At 39.1% G+C, this 22256-nt stretch carries 24 protein-coding genes; 19 read left to right on the plus strand and 5 right to left on the minus strand.

Features of this window, described 5'->3' with window-relative positions; translation table 11 throughout:
- Positions 1-859: 859 nt before the first annotated feature.
- The 5 genes from Q0779_RS08635 (at position 860) to Q0779_RS08655 (ending at position 6000) form a co-directional block, all read left to right on the plus strand.
- Entirely contained in the window at positions 860-1264 is a 405-nt protein-coding gene (locus Q0779_RS08635; RefSeq protein WP_298771660.1) for a hypothetical protein, read from the plus strand.
- Positions 1265-1354: 90 nt separating this feature from the next.
- Positions 1355-2491, plus strand: coding sequence for a toprim domain-containing protein (locus tag Q0779_RS08640; RefSeq protein ID WP_298771662.1), 1137 nt, complete (start codon positions 1355-1357; stop codon positions 2489-2491).
- 520 nt (positions 2492-3011) lie between these two features.
- The gene (locus Q0779_RS08645) at positions 3012-5024 is read left to right on the plus strand and encodes a winged helix-turn-helix domain-containing protein (RefSeq protein WP_298771664.1); all 2013 of its coding nucleotides are present in this window, start codon (positions 3012-3014) and stop codon (positions 5022-5024) included.
- A 172-nt stretch (positions 5025-5196) separates the two neighbouring features.
- Complete coding sequence (locus Q0779_RS08650; RefSeq protein WP_298771666.1) at positions 5197-5343, plus strand: hypothetical protein; 147 nt, start codon at positions 5197-5199, stop codon at positions 5341-5343.
- 69 nt (positions 5344-5412) lie between these two features.
- The gene (locus tag Q0779_RS08655) at positions 5413-6000 is read left to right on the plus strand and encodes a hypothetical protein (RefSeq protein ID WP_298771669.1); all 588 of its coding nucleotides are present in this window, start codon (positions 5413-5415) and stop codon (positions 5998-6000) included.
- Here Q0779_RS08655 and Q0779_RS08660 read toward each other — a convergent pair.
- Positions 5990-7756: a TraI domain-containing protein gene (locus tag Q0779_RS08660; protein WP_298771671.1), complete on the minus strand. Its 1767-nt coding sequence runs from the start codon at positions 7754-7756 to the stop codon at positions 5990-5992. The two genes, Q0779_RS08655 and Q0779_RS08660, sit on opposite strands and share 11 nt — an antisense overlap.
- 176 nt (positions 7757-7932) lie before the next feature.
- On the opposite strand from Q0779_RS08660, the gene Q0779_RS08665 reads away from it, so the two are divergent.
- From Q0779_RS08665 to Q0779_RS08715, 12 genes are all read left to right on the plus strand, one after another.
- Positions 7933-8637 carry a hypothetical protein gene (locus tag Q0779_RS08665; protein WP_298771674.1) on the plus strand — a complete coding sequence of 235 codons (705 nt, stop codon included), beginning with the start codon at positions 7933-7935 and terminating at the stop codon, positions 8635-8637.
- 120 nt (positions 8638-8757) lie between these two features.
- Complete coding sequence (locus tag Q0779_RS08670) at positions 8758-9516, plus strand: hypothetical protein (protein ID WP_298771675.1); 759 nt, start codon at positions 8758-8760, stop codon at positions 9514-9516.
- Positions 9517-9539: 23 nt separating this feature from the next.
- Positions 9540-10394: a hypothetical protein gene (locus Q0779_RS08675; RefSeq protein ID WP_298771677.1), complete on the plus strand. Its 855-nt coding sequence runs from the start codon at positions 9540-9542 to the stop codon at positions 10392-10394.
- Positions 10395-10406: 12 nt separating this feature from the next.
- Positions 10407-11195 carry a PFL_4669 family integrating conjugative element protein gene (locus tag Q0779_RS08680; protein WP_298771679.1) on the plus strand — a complete coding sequence of 263 codons (789 nt, stop codon included), beginning with the start codon at positions 10407-10409 and terminating at the stop codon, positions 11193-11195.
- Between the two features lie 1120 nt (positions 11196-12315).
- Entirely contained in the window at positions 12316-13182 is an 867-nt protein-coding gene (locus Q0779_RS08685) for a hypothetical protein (protein WP_298771681.1), read from the plus strand.
- 203 nt (positions 13183-13385) lie between these two features.
- Positions 13386-14231, plus strand: coding sequence for a hypothetical protein (locus Q0779_RS08690; RefSeq protein WP_298771683.1), 846 nt, complete (start codon positions 13386-13388; stop codon positions 14229-14231).
- Between the two features lie 232 nt (positions 14232-14463).
- Complete coding sequence (locus Q0779_RS23995) at positions 14464-14769, plus strand: transglycosylase SLT domain-containing protein (RefSeq protein ID WP_367180799.1); 306 nt, start codon at positions 14464-14466, stop codon at positions 14767-14769.
- Positions 14754-15347, plus strand: coding sequence for a hypothetical protein (locus Q0779_RS08695; RefSeq protein ID WP_298771685.1), 594 nt, complete (start codon positions 14754-14756; stop codon positions 15345-15347). Before Q0779_RS23995 ends, Q0779_RS08695 begins: the two co-directional genes overlap by 16 nt.
- Positions 15340-15543, plus strand: a complete 204-nt coding sequence (locus Q0779_RS08700) for a hypothetical protein (RefSeq protein ID WP_298771687.1) — start codon at positions 15340-15342, stop codon at positions 15541-15543. Before Q0779_RS08695 ends, Q0779_RS08700 begins: the two co-directional genes overlap by 8 nt.
- A gap of 4 nt (positions 15544-15547) precedes the next feature.
- Positions 15548-16096 carry a PFL_4695 family integrating conjugative element protein gene (locus Q0779_RS08705; RefSeq protein WP_298771688.1) on the plus strand — a complete coding sequence of 183 codons (549 nt, stop codon included), beginning with the start codon at positions 15548-15550 and terminating at the stop codon, positions 16094-16096.
- A 172-nt stretch (positions 16097-16268) separates the two neighbouring features.
- On the plus strand, positions 16269-18323 hold the full coding sequence (traD, locus tag Q0779_RS08710) for a type IV conjugative transfer system coupling protein TraD (protein ID WP_298771690.1): 2055 nt from the start codon (positions 16269-16271) through the stop codon (positions 18321-18323).
- 6 nt (positions 18324-18329) lie between these two features.
- Positions 18330-18998, plus strand: a complete 669-nt coding sequence (locus Q0779_RS08715) for a DUF4400 domain-containing protein (protein WP_298771692.1) — start codon at positions 18330-18332, stop codon at positions 18996-18998.
- A 16-nt stretch (positions 18999-19014) separates the two neighbouring features.
- Here Q0779_RS08715 and Q0779_RS08720 read toward each other — a convergent pair whose 3' ends face one another.
- The 4 genes from Q0779_RS08720 to Q0779_RS08735 all read right to left on the minus strand — a co-directional run bounded on the left by Q0779_RS08720 (position 19015) and on the right by Q0779_RS08735 (position 20656).
- The gene (locus Q0779_RS08720) at positions 19015-19455 is read right to left on the minus strand and encodes a hypothetical protein (protein WP_298771694.1); all 441 of its coding nucleotides are present in this window, start codon (positions 19453-19455) and stop codon (positions 19015-19017) included.
- A 68-nt stretch (positions 19456-19523) separates the two neighbouring features.
- Positions 19524-19811, minus strand: coding sequence for a hypothetical protein (locus Q0779_RS08725; protein ID WP_298771696.1), 288 nt, complete (start codon positions 19809-19811; stop codon positions 19524-19526).
- Between the two features lie 17 nt (positions 19812-19828).
- A complete protein-coding gene (locus tag Q0779_RS08730) occupies positions 19829-20002 on the minus strand; it encodes a hypothetical protein (RefSeq protein WP_298771698.1) in 174 nt (57 codons plus the stop codon).
- A 99-nt stretch (positions 20003-20101) separates the two neighbouring features.
- Positions 20102-20656 (minus strand): hypothetical protein, encoded by a 555-nt coding sequence (locus Q0779_RS08735; protein WP_298771700.1) that lies wholly within the window; start codon positions 20654-20656, stop codon positions 20102-20104.
- Between the two features lie 376 nt (positions 20657-21032).
- Here Q0779_RS08735 and Q0779_RS08740 point away from each other — a divergent pair, with 376 nt between their 5' ends.
- Positions 21033-21566: a hypothetical protein gene (locus tag Q0779_RS08740; protein ID WP_298771702.1), complete on the plus strand. Its 534-nt coding sequence runs from the start codon at positions 21033-21035 to the stop codon at positions 21564-21566.
- A 362-nt stretch (positions 21567-21928) separates the two neighbouring features.
- Positions 21929-22243 carry a hypothetical protein gene (locus Q0779_RS08745; RefSeq protein ID WP_248942240.1) on the plus strand — a complete coding sequence of 105 codons (315 nt, stop codon included), beginning with the start codon at positions 21929-21931 and terminating at the stop codon, positions 22241-22243.
- Positions 22244-22256 lie beyond the last annotated feature (13 nt).

Here is a 22256-nt window from a genome sequence, read left to right on the forward strand (position 1 = left end):
GAGTTAGATCGAAAAGAGAGAAATTCAGATCAGCTTGGGCTCTTCTAAACTCGGTCGCTTGCGGCCGAGTTTTTAATATGCTTGCGGATAACTTTTATGCGATTTCTTCAAACTCATATAGACCTCTTAATTTATTAACACTACTGTCTCAAAATTAAGTGTCCGATGGGATTAGACCAGTACATACTGACCAAATGTCTTGCTCTAATGCTTGTGTGGAAACAGTACAGCTAGTTTCAAATACCTTTGTTTTTGACATCGTTATATCCTTTTATTTTGGACCTAGCTTGATTACTTATTTAAATCTATACCAAATATGTTTGCAGCAAGTCCCTTAGAACATGTTAATCTTATGAAATTATGGAATAAATAATTTTAAAAATAAATATGACTTTAATCGTAAGATATAAACCATTAGATAAAGGAGGAAGGATAGGTTGTACTGGGTATACTCAATTCAAACCATGATCCTTTGCTTACTTGATCATTTCAGAGACTATCTTGTTCTTTTTCCTCGAACGCAACTGTGTGGATTATTTTTTATCAAGTACGTTTGACAAGATTTTGACGATAAGGTAGGCTAAAAAATGTACATGCACGATTCCTAATATGTTCAATTGAACACTAAGTCACTACCCCAAAGCTTCATGTCTCGTTTAGACCACATCAACCAGCCTCTGTCTGCTTGATGTTGTTTCTATTACGCCACCGCCCCCCAGTTCATCCGCCTACGGCTTAAGGCAAATCTTCTGATCGCCGAACTCACCAACAAACCTTGGTTCTTTAACCATTAATCAACTAACAGTAGCATATCCCGTCTACTAACAACCACATTCCCTTTTTTGGGAAGGAGAGCATTATGTTTAACTTTTTAGAAACTAGTGAAGCACCGATCCTATGGTTCTTATTTACTATCGCAGCGTTTGTATCAGTTGGTCTTCTAATAGTAAAAGTAATTGATTTGAATAAAAAAGTCACTGATTTTACCAGAAACGTTCACGCTAACTCTCAACCTACTAACCAATTCGAGATGGCAATTAATACCGTCAGGCAGATGACTGAGTTACAGCACTTGACGAAAGAAATGATAATGGGACAACAACGTTATCAGTCACCTCAACCCCAACCAACAGCATATCAACAGTATGCACATGCAAATCAAATACATGAATCTCAACCCAATTATCAGTATCAAACAAAATTTAATTACCAATATCCAAAAGATCCAACCCCTACCAACCCTAAGGTTATGACAAAACCCTAGTCATAACGAATAATCGAGCTTCGGCTCGATTCGTTCAATGAAGCCACAAACCCACATTGTACGAATAACAGCTTATATAAGGAGCAATCTATGTATTATGATCAGGATGAAATATACCTCGCAGCAAAAGGCCGCTGGTCTGAGATATTTGCTGGATTAGAACCAGAATGGCCTAATCTGGCAATGCGAAAAAAAGGATATGATCCCATCCCTAAAGCCTACTGCCCAATTCATACTGGAAAAAGTGGATTAGCATTTGGACCTATGAGTGGAACTAATGAGTCCGGTGGAATGGTTTGCAATACTTGTGGTGTAGCTAAAGGTGGCATCCAAGCATTAGTTATGTTTAGCAAAAGGGAATACCACACAGCGTTAAAAGAGGTCCATGATTTCTTAGGTTTAGAACAAAAGCCTAAAAAGACGACGACTAAAAGCAGTGTTGAAATACTATCGAGAGAAGTCAATGTTACTTTTGACAGTAAAGGTATGAATGAGGAAGAGATCAAAAAGGAACAAGCAAAGTGCAACAAGCTGAGTTATTTTTGGGAAAACAGCCTCGATTTACACAAGCTACCCTCTGTTGTGACTTATTACCAAAATAGAGGAATAGCATTACCAAAATCCGAAGATGTACGTTGTCATCCGAGTGCAGGATTCACTCGGATATTCAAAAATGAAGAAGGCGATGAATCATATGAGTATTTAGGTAAACTCCCAGTCATTTTGCATTTGATGAGGGATACAAACAATAAAGTAGTTAATATTCTTAGAACCTTTATTAATGAAGATGGTAGTCCATTAAAAGAGGAAGGGAATAAAAAAATGTTTCCTCCTATTGCTGGAGTCAGTGTTAGCGGTTCTGCAATACAGCTAACTAAGACGTTCACCGATGAACTCACTGTCGGAGAAGGAACTGAAACTTGTCAGTCATGGTTACAAATGACTGGATGGCCAACCTGGGCCCTTAGTAATACAGCACTAGTTAGGGGATGGAATCCTCCCATAGGTGTCAAGAAGGTTAATATCATCGAAGATCGAGATGTTAATTACGCAGGCACTTACGCTTCTGAAGCACTGGCTAATCGGCTAGCTGCAAGTGGGATACTAGTACGGCGGTTCATACCGCATATTGAAGTTTTAAGAGGAGAAAAATCAGTAGATTGGAATGATGTTTTATTACGAGAAGGAGCTAAAGGTTTTGAATGGGTAAAAAGAACATCATGGTAATATCAACCCTCACTTTCATAGTGAGGGTTCTTTTTTAAATCACTACCTACATTCGTATCAATAAAATGTGTAACCATTATATAGGATACTTTCCGTTGCTCATATAAACTATCGCTTTTATGACTTACTTTTATCGTTATTAAATATATTGAGAACAGCTACATATTTTAAACGTTCCATAACAGTACGGATTACACACTCAGGTCATCAACTGACCCTAATGAGACCAATTTATTTACCGCATTTATCTCAGATGAGATGTATGACTGTTTATTTATAATTAGTAAAAACCAGCAGGAAGTAGGTAGCGATATTGATATTTAGGAGAATGCTTACTAAAATACGAGACTTCCCTCACGTAAACTCCCTCCAATATTGCATAAATTACTGTGTCACTGAGTTGTTACATATGGTAACTTTTGTGTTTTTTTAGTTACTAGCCATTTGTCTCAGTTTTTTTAATATATTGCAACACATTAATTTTAGTGTAACTTGAGCATAAAAGAGGGACGAATAGTTTATGGTTATAGGTGAATTTACACTTAATACGGAAGTGATGAGGTTAGATAGAGCAGGATGCCACGTGCTACTAGAACCAAAAGTGTTTAAGTTACTCATGTATTTAGTTAACAACCGCGATAAGTACTCGAGCATACAAGAGCTACATGATCATGTATGGGAAGGACGCTTTGTTTCTGATTCGGCTATCAGAAAGACAATTAGCATGTTGCGTAAGCACCTCAGTATACCCGGTCAGGATACCAGTTACATTGAAGTAGCACACAAGCGCGGATATAAAATAATATGTGAAGTAGTGTTGGAGGGAATCCCCCCCACTAAAAACAATAGGAAAAATCACTGTATATTAGCAGCCAGTATCTCTTTCTTCGTCATGTGCGGAGTAATTTATTTTCATTTTTACAATAGTAAATTTTTCCCAGAATACTCCATTTACCAACAACAAACTGATGATATTCTCACACTAGAAACCGGTGATATTTTCGATTACGCTTATAATGAAGAACATGATCTTATCGCTGCAAGTATCGCGACAGGCAATAAAACCTATTACAACCTCTATCTTATTAAGAACAACAGCCCTACATTTATCCATATGGCAAGTATTGGCAATAAACCGAGTGGAATGGACTTTAACTCATCGGGGAACAAGCTTTTTTACTATACATACGAGAAAGGGAGCTCTCAGTTACATCAACTCAATTTAGATGAGCCATATACTTCAATCCCTCTTGTTACTAATTTCCATGAAATTATTAGCCTGTCAGACTCCAATATTGATGACGGTAAAATATATTTCACTGGAAGAGAATACCCAGAAAGCCCAGTCATCGCCTATCAACTGAATACAAACACTATAAAACTGACAACGATCACTGCCAATCTGGATACAAACATCAGAGATGTCAAAATAAAGGTGAATAAAAAAGGGACTCAAGCCGCCATTCTTAAATTAAATGTAGGCACAACAACACATCAAGTCAATATTATCGACCTTCAATCCAAAGCGGTTGTTTTTAGACAAATAACGGATTATCCTAATTATGATATGGACTGGATCAGCAATGATGAGCTACTACTAGTTGACAACAATGTCACCTATAAACTGAATATTAAATCAGGGCAGAAAGTCATACAGAAACATAGTAGTGAACGAGTTTACCCTTCTGTTGATATAGACAAGAACACACGTACATTCATATCCAACTTCACCAGTCACGAAATCCTTGTTGAAAATAAGCTCCCCTTTAGTGATTTCAGTGCCAGAAACACCATAATACAGCCGACTAACCAAAAAATAACTGGGACAAGTAACGCTAAACAGTCCCCTCTTTTCATCGAATATACACAAGCCAGAGAACATAGCCGTATCATTATCAAACAAGACAATGGAAAAACCATCCCCATCTCTGCAAGCGATGAACAAATACAGCAAGTGTTTGAATATTATAATGACAAAATAGTCTTATACCTGGCAAATAATCGCTTGATCCATCTAAATATAGAAACTGGTACAAAAATATACCTGACAGAACCTACCCAAAAAATTGGGGGAGCAACTCTCTCAACTGATGGTAAAGATGTACTGTATACAGAACACTTACAAAAAAACTGGGTCGTTAATAAATTCAATGTTGATTCAGAAGAAAGGTCTATTATATTAGAGGGATACACTAATATAAAACCATTTGAAAGGGGGTACGTATTACTCAATACCACCAACGATATCGTCATACTTAAAGATGGGATCCCTTTTCTCACCCAGATAAAAGCTGAGTCTAACTATGACATACCTGCCATTTTTATTTATGATGATTATGTATATTGGACCTACAGCCCAAATGTGGTCGATTTCATTGTACATCAAGTGAAAATTTCCACTTTAGAGCACACCCAAAAAATCTTCCCTTTTTCAGAAGGGAGCAACACTATGGCCATAGACCAAAGAAAAGGAACGATGTGGCTATCTAGACATAAAAAAGTCACAAAAATCGTAAAACAACACAATATATAACTGATTAGTTATGACAAAAATCACATGTAACTTAAATGTGAAAAGAAAAGTAACAATATTTAATCGCTTTTATCCTTGTTATTACTGGTAAAAATAGCAAGAGTGATACCAGAACCTAGTGTAGATAGAAGTTCTACTTTTTTTCATTAATACCAACGAGAAGGACATTCACATGCTAAAGAAAGCCTTATTTAGCCTTATGCTCGCTACCACATTTTGTTTCACCCCGACAGTCATGGCCGATGGCGAGGATGACGGCAGCGTCATTATTGAAAACTGTGGATACTGGGGTCACCGCTGCCACGCCAATATTGTCTAGCTAATATCGACACGACAGTGCCTCTTGTTTGATGTGCTGTCTTAATGACCAATCCACACAGGAGCTAAAATGCACAATTACGATACTTTTTGCGCTGTTATACGAAAACATAGAATAAGCTCACTGGTTCACTACAATGAATTTGTACGGAGTGGACACGTCGACGCAAACAATCTTCCAAAACAACCTCAAGTCCAATATCGAAACAAAGGATATATTACGTTTAACCACGCCGCTGGCTTCGAAGGTAAAGAAAATGGAATGCTCACCATTAAAGAAGCGATGAGCTATGTCGAAAAACTGGGTATTAATAGCCCTGAAGAATGGAGGGAAGCTGTCTTAACGGGTAAGATTAAAGGGCCACTTCATCCATCACGGATTAAAGGCTTTTCCAATTACTCGCTGTTTTTTAAAAAGAAAGAACAGAATTTTGTTACTGATTTAGCGACTGCCGCTCTTATTGTACAAGATAAACTACCTGAATTAGACAACTCCCGAGACTGGGTAAAAGCATGCGAACTAAAACAACGACCAGAGAATATACCATCAAATCCCCAAGCGTATTATCGTGACCAATGGATGCTTCTGAAATCACAGTATAATTATAATGAGGAAGTTAGTTTTTGGGATTATTTTCTCACAGGGCCTAACCTTTAGGCGCCTGTATTATTTCTGCAATCGCAACCGCAGAGTTTCTTAATGGCACATTCCCTTTAAATATACGCCCGGTTTCTTTAGCTGTAAAAACAATTGCAGTGGCAAAAGAGGTTTGTCGTTCGCCGGTAAAACTCACTTTAACTAAGCTGTGCCCTACACTATTTCTATGCAGTACCCTCGCTTTCATTACTTGATTTTGTATTCCTTTGATGTCTCCACCCATATAGTCACTAAATACCTTCGGTGATAAACATAAAAGATGACCATCACCGTCTATATGAAATACCGAATTAGGCCTATTAAACACCCATTTTTTTTCCAGTAACCCCTCTGATAGCCAAACAAAAAAAGAATTATAGGTACATTTAGAGTCCCTTTTCTTAGAAAGATTAACCCGGTCAATGGTTTTTTGTATTAGATCATTACCCCCCATTTTTCTGCTGGGTTTATTCTTAGATAATATTTTTTGTTTGAGTGACTCACTGCTCACTATACCCTCGCTGGCTTTAATGTGTGGATCCAGCCCGTCCTTCGATCTTCTTTCCGGTATCGTAGGATTAACACTCTTTCCAGGAGTACTCGTCCTGTCGATATCTTGAGCTACCCAGCCTCTTCCCTCTGTATTCCCCCCATTTTTCACCCCACGCTTTTCAGTATCATCACTGGGCAACGTTAACTCCCCATTAAACACTGGTAGTTTTTGACGTGGGTCTAACTGTGTTCGAGAAAATTTAAGCATGGTGAGAGTATGCTCCCAATTCTTCCCCCTACTTAGATCTAATATAGTCAGTTGATGTATCGCCTCCCCCTGAGCATTCGGATAAATAACATCCTCAGCCATTAATAGAGAAAACAATGTAGGCAATTGCGTTGGAATATCCACTCCATCAAATTTTAAATGCTCTCTTATACAGGTGATCAGTGTCCCTGATACAGCATAGATCCACGCATCATCAACCCATAGCATGGCACCTGGTTTATTGTAAGTTAGCTTATCATTATCAATAAGCTCTCTAAATTTAGTGATAAAAGTGGACCCAAGTCGGTTTCGCGAATGAGGAACTGAGACTATATGCTCATGTTCAGGCTTAGCTGTGTCTAACCGAGCACTTTCCCTATCGGCCTGCAGTAACACTTTACCCACTTCCCCGGCAAGTTCCATACGACCAGCCACTGCTTGAAATAATAGATGTCGCATTTTTTGATAACTATTTAGCCATTCTTTTCCACAGGTTGGGAGCACTCTATTGTAGTAAGCAATGTTATATGACATGTGCAAATTGTGATGTTTTTCTGTTGAGAACCTAGCCGCGAACATTGTCCCACGCGTTAGAAATGGAGAGGTCAAAGGATCAAAGCTGACAATATTCTGATCGCCGTCAATATATACCCAATCGAAATCACACGATAACTTACCAATATCATGAAGCAACGCCCCCATGGCCACACAGTAAGTGAAGACCTCAGCGAGTTCATTGGATCGCTCTTCACCATACTGTAAACAAACCACTCCCTCCCTCAGTTTCATCGCATTTTCCATGACATCAAGAGTGTGTAACACCAGCCCCCCCACCCCCGAATGATGATGATACTCACTAGCTGGTATTTCCTGCACAAGGACACTAAATATAGAAATAGGGGCTAAATAGAGCTGAATAAATCTAGACTCATCCAAAGAGCAGAGATGATACAGACGCTCAATTTGAGGCTGATGTTTTAGTAGGATCTGACTAGATGGCTGTGCTTCACGGAACATAAGTACCTACGTAATACACTGATATTAAGACATAATAAAAGCTGTTACTTTCATATATATCTCAAAGTATCACACCTCCACACTCTGTTTTTTTTAAATGGATTAAAACAAACCCCATTAATCACAAGCGATTTAATCCTCAGTGTAATACTCCTCTTACATAAAAAGGAGCCCACATGAACTCATCAACTTACCAAAATAGAACATCAAGCGCTGGAATTAACGTGCCATTGACACTCAAATCTGTACAGCTCTATCAATACTTAATTGCGAAGCCTGGTGAGCAACTAATTGCAGCTAACGCGAGACTTTCTTTACTTTTAAATATGACTGCCACCGATCCATTATATGAACAGATAGAGCATTGGTATAATGAATTAATGCTCGATGTCAACGACCAAGCCCTGACTATAAGCGACTGTATATATGAAGTTATCCCCACCGACCCTTCTATTATTTCCCAAGTTATCCCCCCCAAGCAGCGATACGATTTTTTCTACACTGCTCAGCCAATAAAAAAGCTTGCTGAGATAATACAACTCATCGATGAAGTCCTGTTTAAGGTCGAGGCATGCTATCTAACGAATCAGATAGAAAGAGAGGTTTTTGTTGGTATTATCAATGAAGTTAAGGCAATGCTTAGTAATATAAGAATTAAAATGTTCTCTATGACCAGTATTGGTAAGCGCACCGAGGGCGAAGGGGCATTTGAGGCTAAATTATTTTTACGGCGGATAAGAGAACAAAACCAGATACAATCAGATGATGATCAAACCAACAACGAACCCGAACCAACAGTACCTGAACCCCCTAAAGAGCAACCCGAAGTAACCCCGCCTAAAAAAAACAAAAAAACAGTAAAAGCTGGTACAGAAGAATAGGTAAGCATCGCCATAATTTGCTTTTTAATCAGGTCGTTGTTATATGTTTAAGTATAACTTTTTTAACTTAGGCTATTTTTACTTTATAAATTAACTAGTTAATAACGGATGAGATAAGGAATGAATCATTTCGAGAAGGCACTATTAGTGAAGTCGGTCATTGACAACCTAGAAACTAAGCTCAACAATCTTAATTTAGCAATGATATGTAATGATCACCTAGAAAACAATCACCCTGAATTGAATTACCGATTTAGTCGATCAGCAATCCATTTCTACAAATCTATGCTTCCTATTATCCCTATTTACGAGCAGAACGATAAAGCTGGCCAACTCACAAGAGAACATATCTTAGCACTCATCTATGAAATACGAACACAATCCCTCGAAAATGTAATCAATAACACTATCAGTATATTAGATACTCAAAAACAGACTAAACCAAGCCCTATACTTTCCGAGCGATATGAGCAACTTTTATACGAGTTAGGATCTTATATTCAACAAGACTTTATTACCCTTTCCCACATAAAATTTCCACTCCCTGTCTTTCCAGATACCCAATCGAGTAGCACACTACTTGTATTCACGGCCTTATTACAACTCGCCCTCCCACTCTCGCTTGGAAATGAAGAACAAAACAGGATTGCGATATTTTATGGGATCAGGCTCGCTACCTCCCACCATAAAGAAATACACATACTCATTTACGAGATCCTACAACAGAAAGCAGGCAGTACATACTCACCGATAATAGTGGACGCCCTAAGAACATTGATGTTCGATCCAAAGATCCCCCCGCTCATCCAGCTAAAAACCCAAGAAATCATTAAGACTAAGATTAAATTAGAAAAAGCACTTAGCCAGAAGTTTTTTTAAAATAATAAGATAAGGAGTATGTCATGCCTGCGACCCCCAAACTATTTAACAAAAAAAGCTTTGAGATATGCGCAGCTATTGATGTTTTTTGGGAGCTCATACATGACAGCGAAACCCAAGATGGGATAGATAATTGCTACCACACTAGTTATAAAAAGATCCTGCACCAGCTAGCCATTACCGACGTCGCCCTTTTTGAGTTCAACCCCATCTTATGTGCTGAACTTATCGAATATATGGCACTAACTAAAGGATCCATTCTCAACCAGGACATATACTTTCCCCAAGCAGTCAAACAGGCCTTAATGCTCAAGCGCATTGCATCATTCGAAGCAACATTAGCCCCGATGCCCCAGGAGTTAAAAATGGTAATCCACGAATACGATTACCAAACCCTGGCGAAAGCCATCGCTTTTGTTGATAGCGACTCCGAACTATGCCAACCTATAGTCAGTGTGTCATCAAGGGCAACCGAAATCGTTAAAGATAAAATCTCTTATTTAGAAATAGAAAATAATATTGAACGAAAATTAGTCGCTCTTAAATCATCAAAACACACACTCCAAGCACTAATGCGCAGGACATATACTAAGGCTCAGTATAAACAACTCCATCGAGCTGATAATAGGAAAGGAAGACCTAACATCACATACAGTGATGCTGAGGCTGAATTGATCATAACAACAATCAATATGATCTTCGATAATTTCATGACCATTGATACTCGAGAAAAAATAATATTTATATGCCGAAAATCAAGTATCTCTGTTGAGGTCCTAAAACAATTTATCCTTAAAAATTATCATTCCAATTTACTCTCCAAACAAGAGAAAAGGGTTATCGATGAGATACACCACGCAGTAGAGCTAAACCGATGAGGATTAGGACATATGAGTAAATTCACATTCGACGACAAGTTGACCCATCCAGGTCCTACTCAAAAAGAGGTGAGTAAGACACTTGGACAACTAAAAACCTCATCAACTTGTATATTACACACCTACCAAGCCCTTGCGTTATGGCGAGGAAAAAGGCCATCCGAGCATAAAAGAGGATTCTATGGCGTACCTTATGCATCATTAAAATTATTAGAAATAGAGAATAAAATTATCAATGATGATCCTTATGCAGATGCGCTATATTTAATGATAGAAAACAGAATTACATCAGCCCAAGAGCATAATAACCAACAAAACGAACAGCTCCATTTTCAAGTGGTCAATAAACTCAACGACTCATTCAGTTTTTCTAAAAGTATATCAATTAACCCCATCAGTATTGAGTTGAATTTTAAGTGCCCATTAGCGTATAAGCTGGTTCATTTAATTACCATTATCGATCAATATGTTAGAACCCTAATTACGTTGAAACATATTGGAGAGATGAGCAGTAAAGAGTGTTCAGCTAAAGCCGAAAAGGCCGCTAATTCATATCGTTCAATAATTGCATTGGTACAACGGTTTGATTATACAAAAACGATCACTCGCTGGGATGTAGTAAAAAAAACCAGCCTAGCTGATGAACTCAAGAACCAGTTCGAATGGATCAATCTCACTGATGATATGCTAAAAAGAATAAATAGAGCCACAACAGCCCCGGAGCCTACTGTCGATACAATTAAAATCCCCCCAGCTATTCCATCCGAAATATTGCCTCCCGTCCCCCAAAAACAACCCTAAATGTCGCGGTGACAGCCAAATATTGTCGCGGTGACATCTGAGCCGTGTCACGGCAACACTTAAAAGGTGTTACGGTGACGCGTCACGGCAACACTTTCCTTTAATTAACCTTTAAAGATAATAAAGGGACACTGGTTTTTCTTTTTTACGCTTTTGGGACTAAAGCCTTTTTACGCTTTTGAGTGAATACTTTTTTATGCATTTAAGACATAATCCCTTTTGCGCTTTTGGATAATAGAAATTTTTTCAGTTATAACTGGATCACTATTATCTATTGCTGTTTAAATTAGACATTCACATCATCAGTGGTATAAGCTTACCTTTGCCGAGAGGCTGTATAAAAACTGTTCGGTCATCCAGTCAATAGACAACCGATATTTGTTCGCCATCGCGAGCCTACTTGTCGCTTAAGGGTTGTAAGAGCGTTGATTACCCACTTCTCCTATCCTATTTAATTCTCTATAAATAGGCCCACAATAGTAAGTGGGCCATTTTTTGGGTCAACACCCCCCCCTATAAATTCCTTTGAAATAGAATACCTCAGATAAACTGTTCCTAATCAATTGGCGATAGTAAAGAGAGCGCAGCTGTGAAACCCAATCCCAATTACTTAACAGGACTGTGCTGCATTGTTTGCTGCTTATCTTCATTAAGTAAGGCTAATGAAATTAACAACGACACAAGCCTAGTCGTCGAACCTCGAGAATTAAAAAAACTAGCCAGATACACCAACACGTTCGTTGATCACAACGTCAGCCAAGCAATGCCATTAAAAACGGTGGTATCAATCACTCTCCCCAATCCGATATACCGCGTAAGCCAAGCCATAAATTACGCCCTGAGTGGTTCTGGTTACGAATTACTCACCCCAGCCAACACCCACGAAAATACACGTACCATGTACGACTTACCCTTACCAAAAATACACAGAACGTTTCATCAACAAACGCTGGAAAGCGTTCTCAAAATTTGAGCTAGTGATGCATTTATCTTATTAAAAGATCCCATCAAAAGGCAGGTCACATTTATCCCAGCATTCAGATATGAGACAAGGAATGAAGAGCTAGACCCAATTTCAATCTCCCAACTCTCTAATAATACCCAAGATTAGAAGGGACATATGAGCACAGAATCTGATTCAGAATCAACAATATTTAGCGAAGCGATTAACGCCAATCCTGAAATAGAGACCACATTATCCCAAGTAAATCAGACTGACGAGCACACCCCGATACCCTCCCCAGCCACCGGGGAATCTTTAAACATCACTAAGCAATCGGCGAAAGATAAGCGATTATTGCTTGTTTATGTTGGAATAATCGTGATCGGTATATTTAGCATTTTTATGATCTGGCAGTTTTATTTTACTTATAACCGGGTAAGTACAGTCGTAGAGGAACAAAACCGTCAAGCTGTAGAACTTAGTACCTCAAGTGTGGCCATACATAACAAAATTAATACCGCAATTAGCGGTGTGAACGATCTCAAAACCCTTTTAGATAGCCAATCGAATAAACTGATTGAAATAAAAGAATTTATGACTAAAAGTAGAACACAAGAAGCCGCCTTAAAAAGTGAGACTGCGAGACATGAAGTCCAATTAACCCTCTTGAATAAATATGTCACAACCCAACAAGAGACATTAAGTAAGATACAAACTCAAATTCCGAGCCTGCGTTCCAGTCTTAATCATATATCGACGAGTCTTAGTGACAAGAGAGCGGTACCACTCCCCCTTGTGGCCCCACCCCACGCTTCTAGAGAAAAAATAATCCACTCACTAGAAGACAATCAATTAGCCTCGATTGATTTATATGGTGATTTAAGAATTGCTGTCTTTTTAGATAGCAAATTCAGGTTCAAGAAACGAGTGATAGGCGAACACGTTAACGATTGGAGATTGAGCGTCATCGATAGAGAAGAAGGCTATGTGAAGCTGACAAAGAAAGATCAAACAGTCAAATTAATGATGCTTGTGACCAAATAAATGCCCAAACTAACCACAGTCATCCTAATCTCGATTATTACGTGTCTTTTTACTGGGTGCAGCTCCGTGGTATCGCCACCCACTAATAACATAACCTGGTGCTCATTAGAGGCACTGAGAGAGAAAATTAGTGTCAATGCCAACCTATCTGGAGGAACTGTTGAGCGAAATTACATCATCATCTTTTTAAAGCGAGGGAAAACATGCAGAGTCAGAATAAGATAACAACCGCGATACTTATTGTGATTAGCTACCTTGGACTCACATCGGTGTCGGTGGCAGATGACACTAAAGCGCTGACAGTTAAGGCCAATCATGACCGTGATAAGATCACTCAAGATCAGGGGGAAATAATTAACATCATTACTGAAGATGTTATAAAACTAACTGTGGAAGATAAGACACTGGCAAGAGAATATCAATTAACCGACGATGAAATGAAAAGGTATAAATATTTAGTCGAGCATACCCCACGCAAACACTGGTCCCCTAATATCGATCCCGTTACCTTGCTTGGGATAGAGGCTAAAAATGTAAATCAGCAAAAACACTTCGCTAAGAAATGGATATCCCTGCAGACCGCCAGACAGAAAAAAGAAATCAGCTTTGAGTATGTGAAGAATCAACTACTAATAGAGCAGTACCCCAACTCCTTTCTCAAAAAGAGCTATCGCCAAATAATCAATAGCAAATCCTACGCAGAAATTACCCCCAAGCCCATTAAGAGTCAATATCAGAAAAATAGGACAGTGCTTTTTACTGACATTAATAACTGCAATAGGCGATGCCAGTCATATACCGAAAATGTCATACAAGCATCAGGTCTCTCCACACAACTGGATATATACGTGTTAAATGCCGCTTCAGAAACGAATATCGAAAATTATATCCAAATTCTTAATATATCAAAAGATAGGATAAGGGATGGCTCGATAACACTCCACCGGGACAAGGGTGAATTCAACCAGTTAACGCTACCAAATAAACAATTACCTATTGCCATAAGTAATATGGGCGAACAGCAAAAAGTGATTAAGTATGCCTTTTAATACCTGTCCCATCCTAATGCTTCCCTTACTGGTGAGTCTATACGCCCATGCTCAACCAGATATTCCATCCTTATATCTCGAGGTTGCACGTGAAGTTGGGGTAGAACCCCATATTTTATACGCAATTGCCCTACAAGAATCACAGGTTTACACTAATAAAAAACGAACCATCCCATGGCCATGGGCAGTTAATTACGATGGGAAAAGTTTCTACTTTCACTCAAGAACTGACATGTATTACTTTCTGGATAAATTAACGAACCATAAGATAACCCACTTCGATTTTGGCTCTGTGCAGACCTCTTGGAGATGGCATAGCTGGCGCTACAACTCACTCTGGCAAGCAACTCACCCCCGGAAAAATATCAAAGCCGGTGCGACATATTTAAAGGAATTAATGAAAACCCATACTGGGGATGTGTGGAAGGCTGTAGGCCAATACCACTCACCATCCTCTCCTAAAAGAGCCCATCACTATAGTCAATCCGTACGACAAATATGTTGTAAAAAGGTAAACTCAATATGCTGCAACCAGTAGAAATAAAACATTTACTCGTCTTCACTGACACCCTTGTCGATAGCCCGTTATCAGAGGAGAATGGATCCCCCCCGATCACACCATTGCCCTTTAATATCACCCACCAATTAATGAGACTGGTCAGCACACTCAAGCATCGACCATTATCACTCCAACCCCTTCTCAATATCGAAATGGAACCTTATGCAGAACAACTTGAAAAAATCCAAACCCATGGCCAACTACTGACGCCACAAACAGAAACCCCATTAAACGAGCTGCTTGATTTATTAGATAAATCCTCCTCAACATCCGATAATCCCCCCGGTAATAATGACGTTAAAGAGTATAAATATTACTTTCCTCATAACCATTCGATGATGAGTTATCAGTCCCAATATCATAAGGTGCCTGTTGAAATATGTGCTGATTACTTGCTGCAAAAAGAGACCCCCAATCGTATGTTATTGGCCATCGGTAGCCTTGTTACGCCAGCAGTCCATCAACTAAATGAAGCTGTTTGGATGTATTTAAACCCAAACGAACCCAATGCACCAAAAGTACTGGCCTATTGCCACTTTGGAGTACTCAATGAGTGAATTTAACAGTAAGGACAATCCGAAGCAGGCTCAAGCAATCAAACGGATCATTGCCGTGGTTCTCTCCATTTTATATCAATTTGATAGTCTCAATAATCAATCACGTTATTTTTACTTGAATACTCATCCCCAAAAGATCCCTTATGACTTTGTTTGCCTTAGCGCTGCAAATGATTGCTTTTTAGTGAAGGAGTGAATAAGTGGTTAATCTTATTAAACTCACCCCCTATAGCATCTTGGTTTTCTATTTTTTTAATCACCCAGGCCATGCTCAGTTAGTTGAAATATATGACAGCGGAAGACACCTGCCTATTCCAAATCCCTATAAATCAATCCAGAAAAACAGCCCGACAGCCGAACAGGTAGAAACACTCATCCCATTGCCTAATAAGGATAAAAATATGGCTATGTATAGAAACATGTTTGAAGGTCTGTTCCCTATCACCACAACAATGGAACAACGAGTGTTAGACCAAGCCATAAAACACAATAAACCACGAGTGAAACCCATATTCATCGTTGCTGATACCGTTTTTTGTAGAGAATGGCTGGATAGAAATCAAGATAATCTTATGAAGATAGGTGCGATTGGGTTTGTTACTCAAGTAGAAAACTTGGACAAGTACCTAGAGATTAGAAATGCATACTCTCGATTAAAACTTCTACCTGTATCGGCAGATTTTGTCTTATCAGAGTTCCATATAGATACTTACCCAATCCTCATCACCGCTGAAGGAATATCTCAATAAACCAGTAAGCAATCGCTCTGAAACCACAATAGAACTGACACTGCTAACCTAATGTTGAGATAAAAGTAATACTGCTTTTTATTATGCAACAATGATAACTTAAAAATAACAAACTGTATAATTTTATTTGTAAAAAAACGTCAGTGATTTTTTTGTAGAAGGATCATATATTATGTTTTTGATTGATGAAACCAGCAATATTTACAGACCAGCAGTGGAGTGGGTTTCCTTCCTCGCCTACCTTAGCGCAGCATTCCATATCTATTATTATCCCTTCTTGCCATTACACACTGGATTGTTCTTCGTCGCCTTTTTAACCATCTTGGGACTATCTCGCGGTATACAAGCTATTCAGATTATTAAAATGAGAAGGCGATTACGTTTCCTAGCGCACTACGCTGTCGCAAACGACAACGTCCCCTTCAGTTATTCTCATCGATTACTCGGTAAAGGGTTTGAATGGAAACCCCTCCACGCACAGCGAATAGACACATTGATGACACCAGAAGGGCGAGGTTACTGTGAGGAACCAGTTATGACCCTACTTGTCAGAAAAATGGAACGAACACTCCAAAAAAGCCCTGTTAATGCGGTTAAAAAAATAACTAAAATCACTGGATTCGATCATTGGATGAACCCATTTAGACCACTACCCTCGATCCAAGGACACTGCTTCATCCACGGAGTCGGTACGCACGAAAGCGACATAGGGATGACATTAGCAGAGACCAACGGTCACACTTTAGTCACTGGCTCAACCAGAGGAGGAAAAACCGTTTTTGCCCGGTACTTGATAAACCAAGATGTGGCCCGTAACGACGGCCCTGTCATAATATGGGATCCAAAAGGCGACGCGGAACTCATGCTTTGCGCCGCCAGTAACGCTAAAAAACACAACCGCACTTTCTACATGCTCCATCTTGGCCACCCGGATATATCCGCCCGGTACAATAGTGTGGGTATATTTCAACGAGTGTCAGAAATTGCAACCCGTGTTGCATCAGGTGTCGCAGGGGAAGGTAATTCAGCTGCATTTAAAGAGTTTACTTGGCGATTTGTCAATATCGCAGCCCAAGCCATGGTGAACATGCAAGAAAGGCCCACCTTCGAACACATCACTGAAGCCATTAATAACATGGATCCGTTATTCGTTCGTTATTGCGAGCATTTTTTAAGTCAGAAAAGTGAATATTTTGGATGGCAAGAGGAGGTATACCGCATTGAAACCACCTATAAAAATATTGAACGAAAATTAGAGGGCCGCTCCCCTCACTCCGCCGCACTGTATATCTTTGTGGAAAGAAAGCGTATTAATGATCAAGTACTGGGTGGATTAATGTCAGCCATTCGCTACTCACGAAGCCATTTCGATAAACTGACCGCAAGTGCATTGCCTTTACTGGAAAAGCTCACCTCAGGTCGTTTGATGGAAATTCTCGCACCGAGTTACAACGACTTATCCGATCACCGCCCGATAGTGTCTTGGGATAAAGTTATCCGTAAAAATGCCGTTTTCTACATCGGCCTCGACGCACTCTCTAATAATGAGGTAGCAAAAGCATTTGGCAAAGCGTGTTTCGCCGATTTCGTGTCATCAATTGGGTATTGGTATAAACATGGGATCGAATCTGGATTATCAGACGCGGCACCATTAAAAATGCCGAATATATATGGCCATGCCGACGAGCTTTCCGATCTTATAGGTGATCAATTCCAACCTCTTCTTAGTAAAGCAGGGGGGGCTGGACTACGAATGTGTTGTTACACTCAAACCGATGCGGACGTGGCTGTCGGTTTGGGCAGTAAAGAAAAAGCAGCTGTGGTGTTCGGTAATTTTAATAATATCATCACATTCAGAGTGAAACGTCCAGAAACCGCAGAGTTACTCACATCACAACTGGCCCTTACTCAAATCAATCGATTTACGACCAACGTAAGTAGCGCCCAACCAGTTCGTTCTGACAGCGTTCACGATTTCAGAACCTCTGGCGGCGATCAATCAAAACTCATTGACACGCCACCCATCACCCCCCAAATGATAATGAATTTACCAAAAGGACACGCCTTTGCACTCGTCGATGGGGGTAAACTTTTCAAAATCCGAGTGCCATATATCATCGAAACAGATACCGATATTGACGCGGTACCCCACGCATTGAAAGACCTTGCGGAACAAATGAGACAACAATACAAGACATCAGAATCATGGTGGTTCAAAGCGGAGTAATGGACATTGAGTAACCGCGACAACCGACAACCCAACCCTGAAAAAGTGGAAAATAAACTCAACCCATTAGTTATACTGAGTAAAATAGTAGCAGCATCAATAATAGGTATTATCGCCGCTGTTTTTATTGAATGTATGTTCTTGTTTACTGGACTAGTCGATGAGCACCACGCACTGAATCAATTCAATGCCGTGCTTCATTGGTTTGATGAGAAATTAATCAATCAAGAGAGCCATGTATACATAAACTGGATTGACCAGAACATTTCATTGGATAAAATAGCGTCAAAAATAGGGGCGGGCTCTTTCCCTCTTATTCAATCTTGGATGGATAAGTCAAAAACCTATATTATATCAAGTTGTTTTGTGATCCTGACTGCACTAATCAAGCTTTTTGTCGTCATTTTTTATCTCCCAATTTTATTATTGCTTACTGCGGTATCCATTACTGATGGGCTCGTTCTCAGAGACATACGCAAAGCCGACAAAGGCCTCGATTCTGGGCGTAAATATGCACTAACAAAAGTGATGATCTGGCCTTCCTTTATGATTAGTTGGATTTTTTTTCTAATTATCCCAATCGCCATTCCCCCTATATTGCTCTTATTTATACCGAGTGTATTTTTCCTCTTTCTAGTTCGAACATGGGCACATAGATTGATTAAGCACTGGTAAAAGCAATGAATGCAGATTATCGAATCATACTATCAATGATCGGTTTTTGATTTTCCCACCTCAACAGTAAGATATCAAGAACCCGATCTTCCAGTAGATCTGCAATTTCATCCTTCTCAAATGAGCGCTTCACTTCAGCATAAGAAAAAGTATCAATATCATCACCGCTAAATAATATTGTAGAACCATCGGATCGAATTCGGAAATCCTCGGTACCCTCACCATACTCAAGCCCCGGCCCCCATGTCTTTGTAAAGGGGATACAAAGCGCCTGCAAATCATCCTCAATATTGAGCTGAGCACAATCAACATCTTCAAAAGTAAGTACACATACAAGCACCCCCTCTTTTTCTGTCCACTCGCACAGTGGAGACCTCCCGTATCGATGGAATATAGACTTATGAGCCGCGTAGTCTTCCTTTAGTAAGACTAAATTTACAGTGGTATTATCACTCATCATTGTTACCTCATGAAATCAGTAATATGAAAACAATAACAAACTTTAGGTTTCTCGCTTTTTTGTGATTAGCAGTGATCTTTTAAGTAATTTAGTTCAAATATACTTCGCGCAATGTGTAATAAACTATCCGCCTCCGCTTTAAATCCCTCTTTCGCTAAAAGATCAAGCGCAGAAGAAAACCTCGATCTCGATGATAATAAAAATAAATCATTACATACACCATCCTCATAGTCCTCAAATAACGTTGTAGATAGCTCATGCTCAATCAGTGCGCTGGGCTCCTTTTTATAGCTTGTAAGCAAAGCGTCATATGATAACTTTTCTTTTAACAAACCATCATTTAACTTACTCATATTCATCTCCTTTTGACCTAAATAAGCGCGAGCACCAATTGATCTTTTTCACCCACCGTCGCCCAAACCACCACATATTCAACCCCATCAAATATGCATGTATGATTTAAAGAGGCACGCGTTAGTTCACGCATAAAAGACTGAGCTAACTCAAGTGTGCCCAGCCTTTCAATATTAATGCTCGCTTTCATCACTCACCCCACGTTCAGTCACTCCACTCAAAAACAATGAAATTAGATCAATCGATTAAATATTCCTTTTTGAAAATGATATCCATAACACACACTCCATTACCTATAATCCATAATGACTTCGTTACCATCGAGCAGAAAAGCATTATCCATCCCGACACAAGCCCCCATCGACCTCACCCGGCCATCAAAATTAATAATGTCAAAATCACTATCTGCAAATAATACATCGACGGCATAATATCCCCTCATGAAGTAACGATGCTCCGCCAGAAAGTCATAAGTCACCTCAAACGCATCCCCTGCACCACAATTAGTCTCCCTTATCAATAAATAAGGATTAAATACCTTGTCATCACATTCGCTTATAAAATCTAAACTGACATAAGGTAAAAATCCCTTTAAATTATCAGTCTCTAAATCGAACAGAAAAGAGGACTCATTAGCCATATAAAAGTAAAACAACACCCCACCATCTTTTGTTAACACACACTGCTCTCTAACAATGTCAGTGTACTTATCTGATAGAATAGGAATAGGTAGTTCAAACTCTAGTAAATCAATATCAGCGGTTATCATTAATTGATATTTTTCAATGAGTAACAGTAAATTTCGCTGGCAAACACCCACGGTCTCAAACTCATACGTAGTCATCAACTCATCAACACACTTATTGAGGTAAGGGTCTTTATTACAATTGTCATGTAAGTAGACAATTATGCCTGACATCATCATATTCAAAGAGCAAATATCTATTAACCTCATCTATGAGTAAGTTATTTGTAAAACTATTATCTCATAAGCCCATTTTCTCGCTTTTTTACTAACCCCATATACTGATAGATAACGACCGAGGAAGAACAAAGCCCATCCAGACAAATAACACCTTAATTCCATGAAGATTAAACGTAGACTGACAAAACGGAGGTTCATTTCCCTTTTAAAAGTTGATTGAAAATAATACAATGTACAATGAAGTTATAGAAGTCCTTCAATATATTAATAATTATAATAAAAATAAGGCAATAATATGGATCAGACATTTAATCAATATGCTGTGGAGTATAGAAAGAAGAATGAAGTCTTTGGTAAAAGAATAAGAGACACAACCCCCCACAAAATTGATATAAGCTCACCATTCCAACTAGTTGTTTATTACGATACAAAAAAAATAAAAATAGATACGATACCCTTAGGGATCCAATTCTCCGCTGATAGTGTTATTTGCTGGCCATTTACTCGTTCTAAGGCTATGAATTTAAAGTCATACTCCCCAAAACATAAAGCAATGTATACGAAGATTGTTGAAAAATGCAGTGAGATTAAAGAGTTTAGTAACGAGTATTTGTACATCCCATCAGAAGCAATAAGAAACCCCACCTCCGAAATTCTTACGTCCAGCTACAAAATAGATGAAATGCTCTCTTATCTAGCACACACGATTAACGCGACAGCATATATGGCATTCGAGTATACTGACACAGTACTGTATCTCGCAATCACCTCTTCGTTAGATGATTTAATCCAACAACACAAGGCTGACAATATCGCCTTCATACATTAATTTATTAATATTGCTCACTATGGCGAGTGAGCAATTAACGCAACGCTTTTATTGACATTAACCCCCTCCCTATATAGTCTGTTTTTTAACCGCCTGTTTTTTTACCCCATAATAATTCCCTAAGACCCCATCAACCAGCCTCTGTCTGCTTGATGCCGTTTCTATTACGCCACCGCTCCCCCAGTTCACCGCCTACGGCTTAAGGCAAATCTTCTGATCGCCGAATTCAACTAATCCAACCCAAGGAAAACACTATGAGGATCTCAAAAGTCCACAGGGATAACTATGCCCTTTTAAAATCACTCAACATCATATCGAACAAAGTACTCCCGTTGCTTATCACATCCAACATGAAAGATTCCATGTCACTAGTTGCACAAGAAATACAGTTTTTAGATGGCTATATGATCGAAGGTACTAAAGGACTATCTCTTGTTAATTATCATAGAAACAACACCTTTCATACAACCTGCAGTCCAGAGATGAAAATGCTCGTTAACTGTGACAAACAATGGGTGCTGGCAAAAGCATTTCAACAAGACAACCCCCCAATATATCTCTCAATCCCCCGTTCTGATCACCCCATCACGAATGGTATGGAGAAAGAATTAAACCATGTCTTAAATCAGTGGCTAAAAGAGCTCATTGCCGAAGGTCATGGCCATCATTGGAAATAAGCGAGTAAGGAAA

The organism is uncultured Shewanella sp., assembly GCF_947491715.1.
Taxonomy (GTDB): domain Bacteria; phylum Pseudomonadota; class Gammaproteobacteria; order Enterobacterales; family Shewanellaceae; genus Shewanella.

Bases quoted from the DNA above. Each gene is read 5' to 3' on its own strand.
- Q0779_RS08635 (WP_298771660.1), top strand. From the start codon at position 860: ATGTTTAACTTTTTAGAAACTAGTGAAGCACCGATCCTATGGTTCTTA.
- Q0779_RS08640 (WP_298771662.1), top strand. From the start codon at position 1,355: ATGTATTATGATCAGGATGAAATATACCTCGCAGCAAAAGGCCGCTGG.
- Q0779_RS08645 (WP_298771664.1), top strand. From the start codon at position 3,012: ATGGTTATAGGTGAATTTACACTTAATACGGAAGTGATGAGGTTAGAT.
- Q0779_RS08650 (WP_298771666.1), top strand. From the start codon at position 5,197: ATGCTAAAGAAAGCCTTATTTAGCCTTATGCTCGCTACCACATTTTGT.
- Q0779_RS08655 (WP_298771669.1), top strand. From the start codon at position 5,413: ATGCACAATTACGATACTTTTTGCGCTGTTATACGAAAACATAGAATA.
- Q0779_RS08660 (WP_298771671.1), bottom strand. From the start codon at position 7,756: ATGTTCCGTGAAGCACAGCCATCTAGTCAGATCCTACTAAAACATCAG.
- Q0779_RS08665 (WP_298771674.1), top strand. From the start codon at position 7,933: ATGAACTCATCAACTTACCAAAATAGAACATCAAGCGCTGGAATTAAC.
- Q0779_RS08670 (WP_298771675.1), top strand. From the start codon at position 8,758: ATGAATCATTTCGAGAAGGCACTATTAGTGAAGTCGGTCATTGACAAC.
- Q0779_RS08675 (WP_298771677.1), top strand. From the start codon at position 9,540: ATGCCTGCGACCCCCAAACTATTTAACAAAAAAAGCTTTGAGATATGC.
- Q0779_RS08680 (WP_298771679.1), top strand. From the start codon at position 10,407: ATGAGTAAATTCACATTCGACGACAAGTTGACCCATCCAGGTCCTACT.
- Q0779_RS08685 (WP_298771681.1), top strand. From the start codon at position 12,316: ATGAGCACAGAATCTGATTCAGAATCAACAATATTTAGCGAAGCGATT.
- Q0779_RS08690 (WP_298771683.1), top strand. From the start codon at position 13,386: ATGCAGAGTCAGAATAAGATAACAACCGCGATACTTATTGTGATTAGC.
- Q0779_RS23995 (WP_367180799.1), top strand. From the start codon at position 14,464: ATGTATTACTTTCTGGATAAATTAACGAACCATAAGATAACCCACTTC.
- Q0779_RS08695 (WP_298771685.1), top strand. From the start codon at position 14,754: ATGCTGCAACCAGTAGAAATAAAACATTTACTCGTCTTCACTGACACC.
- Q0779_RS08700 (WP_298771687.1), top strand. From the start codon at position 15,340: ATGAGTGAATTTAACAGTAAGGACAATCCGAAGCAGGCTCAAGCAATC.
- traD (WP_298771690.1), top strand. From the start codon at position 16,269: ATGTTTTTGATTGATGAAACCAGCAATATTTACAGACCAGCAGTGGAG.
- Q0779_RS08720 (WP_298771694.1), bottom strand. From the start codon at position 19,455: ATGAGTGATAATACCACTGTAAATTTAGTCTTACTAAAGGAAGACTAC.
- Q0779_RS08725 (WP_298771696.1), bottom strand. From the start codon at position 19,811: ATGAGTAAGTTAAATGATGGTTTGTTAAAAGAAAAGTTATCATATGAC.
- Q0779_RS08730 (WP_298771698.1), bottom strand. From the start codon at position 20,002: ATGAAAGCGAGCATTAATATTGAAAGGCTGGGCACACTTGAGTTAGCT.
- Q0779_RS08735 (WP_298771700.1), bottom strand. From the start codon at position 20,656: ATGACTACGTATGAGTTTGAGACCGTGGGTGTTTGCCAGCGAAATTTA.
- Q0779_RS08740 (WP_298771702.1), top strand. From the start codon at position 21,033: ATGGATCAGACATTTAATCAATATGCTGTGGAGTATAGAAAGAAGAAT.
- Q0779_RS08745 (WP_248942240.1), top strand. From the start codon at position 21,929: ATGTCACTAGTTGCACAAGAAATACAGTTTTTAGATGGCTATATGATC.